At 48.3% G+C, this 3732-nt stretch carries 6 protein-coding genes; all 6 read right to left on the bottom strand.

The features are described 5' to 3' along the window. Positions 1-905 (bottom strand): tetratricopeptide repeat protein (locus A1332_RS00235; RefSeq protein WP_197491358.1); only part of this gene is annotated, 905 nt, incomplete at its 3' end. A gap of 396 nt (positions 906-1301) precedes the next feature. After that, a complete protein-coding gene (locus A1332_RS00240; protein ID WP_157203903.1) occupies positions 1302-1706 on the bottom strand; it encodes a hypothetical protein in 405 nt (134 codons plus the stop codon). A gap of 45 nt (positions 1707-1751) precedes the next feature. Beyond that, positions 1752-2384 (bottom strand): recombinase family protein, encoded by a 633-nt coding sequence (locus A1332_RS00245; protein ID WP_064006588.1) that lies wholly within the window; start codon positions 2382-2384, stop codon positions 1752-1754. Between the two features lie 165 nt (positions 2385-2549). After that, positions 2550-2795 (bottom strand): transcriptional regulator, encoded by a 246-nt coding sequence (locus A1332_RS00250; RefSeq protein ID WP_269454628.1) that lies wholly within the window; start codon positions 2793-2795, stop codon positions 2550-2552. A 98-nt stretch (positions 2796-2893) separates the two neighbouring features. After that, entirely contained in the window at positions 2894-3232 is a 339-nt protein-coding gene (locus A1332_RS00255; protein ID WP_064006590.1) for a hypothetical protein, read from the bottom strand. 2 nt (positions 3233-3234) lie between these two features. Next, positions 3235-3576, bottom strand: coding sequence for a hypothetical protein (locus A1332_RS00260; RefSeq protein WP_064006591.1), 342 nt, complete (start codon positions 3574-3576; stop codon positions 3235-3237). Between the last annotated feature and the right edge of the window lie 156 nt (positions 3577-3732).

A 3732-nucleotide genomic window follows, 5' to 3' on the forward strand; every position in this document is an offset into this window, starting at 1 on the left:
GATGGGCAGAAATAGCCAATCTCCTTTGGCATTGGTTCTGGTTCTGGTTTTGCCTCTACAGTGCCTGTCACCTGGTTTACCGCCACAGTAACTACTACGCCTTTTATGATATCCTTTGCAAGTGAAGCCAACCACGCAGCTGCTTTGGCTTTTGCTTGTGCGTGGGAGTTTGGAATGCAAACAAAGAGTGCTAACCTTCCAGCGTCGTTAAGATACTGCGTATTATTCGGTTGCAATTGCGCGGCTTTGCTGAAATAACCCTCTGCGGTGGCATAATCGATGCGGTTTTCGGCTAACTCACCGAGTTGATAAGCGGCTTGCGCGGCATTTTCCGTACCGCTGGCCAATACTTGCTTAAACAGGACTTCGGCATTGGCAGTTTTACCCTGGGTGAGTTCTTGCCTCGCTTGCTTGATTTGTTCCGGTAGCACTTCGCCCTTTAACTCGTCGAAGGCCTGATAAGCCTGGGTAAGTTTGGTCTTGTTTTCCTCTAACGCGCTTTCAGGACTGTTCAATTTGGCCTGAATGTCGGCCAGCTGCTTTTCAAGGAGGGCGATTTTGTCTTTGTCCGCCGCTACGGCTTGATTTAATTCGGTCCTGACTTCATGTTCCCGTCGCTTGAGCCTGGTTTCGAATTGTTCCAGTGTGATGCCGATATTGATCGTCCCGGATCCCGTTTGCACAACGGCATGCTCTCCTATCAAGACATTCCCTCTCGAGACAATGCCGCCGTTTGACGCTGAAATACTGGTGATCAAAGGCTTATCGTCTTTAGGCTTATCGGAAAAATACACATAGGCTTGCCAGAAACCGCTAACGGCGATGAACAACCCGCCACCAAGCCAAGCGATGGTTTTCTGATTTTTAGATTGTGATAACCATCGCCAGAAATTTGGGAGATTCATTGATTGAAACAATTAGTTAGTAATTTGGTTGAGCTCAATATGTATTTTTTGGTTCCAATATAAATTACTCTGTAACTTCTGACAAAGCGACGATGTTTTGACCTAAATCAATCCTTCAGTGGCGCAGAGACAGTTTACGAAAGCATAAAAAGCAGCCATTTATCAAGGGCCGTTTTCAATCCAACTAGATGACCGGAAAGGGTAGGTTTGACTCAGTGACGAACGGCTGTTTTCAGTTATCGGAATGTGTTGTGATTTTGGCGTGCAAAAAGAAAAACAGCAAATGTGTAATTCCTATGGTTTCAGGTGTGCAAGTGGCATGCAATTGCGCATCTGGTGGTCGCTTTTTTCAGCTATGTGCACACTACCCCAAACAACAACGGCGCGAACGCCTGCCTAATAACTGCGATGGTGGGTTACCTCAACAACCATACCGCCCAACTTATAAATCAGCCAGTCGTACAAAAACATCGTAAAAAATGCGCCGAGAGTCAACAGACCAAAGCCCCAGGTGAGGCGCGTATCTGCCGGATGCGTGAACAGACAGACAGCGAACGCAATCATCAATGCCGTTGTTAATGGCGTGATCACAAAAAACACCAACGGCCGCACAAACATTAGCATCATGAGCAACAGCGTCCGCACGGTTGACCAGGCGAACATCACGGTATTGATCAATGCCCTACCCAGCCATGGAAACATCCTATAGCGCACGGTTTCGACGGCATCGCTACGCATTGCCCGCATGGTAGCCGGTTTAGCGGGCGGTCTCTTGGCCTTCGGAAACTTTACTACAGTCATATAACCCCCTTCTCATGGTCACCATGAAAGGCCTGATACGTTACGTTATGAATCGTTGGCTTTTGCTGTTTTATTCGCAGCCGCCCAAATCCGTTTGACCTGGCTTACGCTACACGGCGCAAGTCGAGCGGTTTCCTTGATTGTGTGTCCTGCTCTACGGAACGCCACAACTCGCTCATTAACGGCTGAGTTTTCGGCGCGGCCTGTGTACTTACCTGCTTGTTTCGCTAGTTCAACGCCCTGCCGTTGCCGTTCGCGGCGAGTTTCATAATCATCGCGGGCCATCTGCAATGCCAGTTTTAACAATAATTCCTGCACCGATTCCAATACTATCCTAGATACCCCGTCCGCCCGCTCCGCGAGTTCGGATAGATCGACGATCCCCGGCACAACCAGCTTCGCGCCTTTGGCACGGATCGACGCGACCAGTTTTTCGGCTTCGGCGAGCGGTAGCCTGCTTATCCTATCGATCCGTTCGGCTATCACGACATCCCCCGGCTGTAATTCCCTAATCATGCGTAGCAGCTCCGGTCGATCCGCGCGAGCGCCAGACGCCTTTTCCTCATAGCGACCAGCGATATAGTAGCCCTGCGCGATGGCCTGGCTAATGATGTCCTCTTGCCGTGTCAAATCCTGTTTGTCAGTGCTAACGCGCAAATAAATTCGAGCAACTTTCATAATGAATGGTTAGTCCTAATTAGAAAGGACAAAAAGGGTATAGGTAAAAAGGCCACTATAACCCAGATAGCCAATAACTGAAAAACGCGACCCAAAATAGCCATGTTGCCGACGCCAACCCTATTTAGCCATCAAGCCGTTTCGCGCCCGCGAAACACAACTGCGTTAAGCCTGAGGCGGTTGGCGGTCAAATCGCCAGATTTGCCCAAGGCCGGCGAAGTCACATAACAGTGCCCAAACGGCATACGGTATTTCCACTTCGTTGCCGATCCATTTCCGTACAGTCCGCGCCCCGGATTTTTGTTTCAACCCTAGGGCTTTTGCTGCGGTCGAGCCGGTGAAACCGGCAAGACGCATAGCCGCGGCCACTTCGGCCCCGGTTGGTGTCGGCCAGTCTTCGCTAAATGGCATCAGACATTCAGGCCGTATTGATAAATTATATGGTTCCACCATATCTCCCCCTAAATTGGTCGTGCAATTACAAATAGCAAGTTAAAAACCCCTGCCACTTAATTATTAGAATGCCGTTTTGCGTGCGCATAGAAAATCGTTAAACCCCACGCAATAACAGCAAGAAACCAAAAACCACTACTTCCAAACTCAATCACGGGTACTGACATTAAGGCGGCGATACATTCGCCGCATGATTGCCTAATTTGATCGGCTTCGTTAATAAAGTAACCAGACGACACGGCAACAATAGTCATAAAAACTGACACGAGCGTTAAAGCTCCGCCGCGACCAAACCACGCCATTAACCGGTTCCCAATAATCGCGGGCGAAATAATCAACGCAGCTAAACCAGTAGCTAACAAGAACGTTGTTAAGCTATTTCCATTTTTATTCATCGTTAATTACCCCATATAAAACGGATAGCACCGGTAAACGTTAAATGCGTGACCGGAGGATTTCGAGGTTCACCGGGGAATTTGGCACGGATTGGCAACCACATTTGCCGAAACATCAATCGGCTAATCAACATCAGGACAACCGGATGCAATACCAAGCTGTAAATCAATACCAGACCCAACCCCATTAAGCCTTCTTCAAACAATCCGATGCCGCAAAGTGAAGCCAGCGTCACCGTTAAACAGACTCGGTAAGAATTTCCTCGCTCGCCGAAAGTACCCACAATGCCGGTCGCATATGCGGTCAGGATAAAAGTTATTTTTAGAATATCGTCAATATTCATTACTTACCTCCAATTCGATTAGTATTTTATTTTGAACAACCTTAATAAGAATGTTCCGCCGTCAATTAGGCCAAGACCTATACAGATAGCTGAAACTCCACCAATATACATGCCAAGGAGAGCACCAGAGCTAAACTCATACCTGAATCCGTGACT

It is taken from the genome of Methylomonas methanica, from assembly GCF_001644035.1.
GTDB classification, from domain to species: domain Bacteria; phylum Pseudomonadota; class Gammaproteobacteria; order Methylococcales; family Methylomonadaceae; genus Methylomonas; species Methylomonas methanica_A.

What these genes read in the sequence shown, in the direction of transcription:
- A1332_RS00260 (WP_064006591.1), bottom strand. Translation starts at nt 3,576, where the DNA reads ATGAATATTGACGATATTCTAAAAATAACTTTTATCCTGACCGCATAT.
- A1332_RS00240 (WP_157203903.1), bottom strand. Translation starts at nt 1,706, where the DNA reads ATGACTGTAGTAAAGTTTCCGAAGGCCAAGAGACCGCCCGCTAAACCG.
- A1332_RS00245 (WP_064006588.1), bottom strand. Translation starts at nt 2,384, where the DNA reads ATGAAAGTTGCTCGAATTTATTTGCGCGTTAGCACTGACAAACAGGAT.
- A1332_RS00250 (WP_269454628.1), bottom strand. Translation starts at nt 2,795, where the DNA reads ATGCCATTTAGCGAAGACTGGCCGACACCAACCGGGGCCGAAGTGGCC.
- A1332_RS00255 (WP_064006590.1), bottom strand. Translation starts at nt 3,232, where the DNA reads ATGAATAAAAATGGAAATAGCTTAACAACGTTCTTGTTAGCTACTGGT.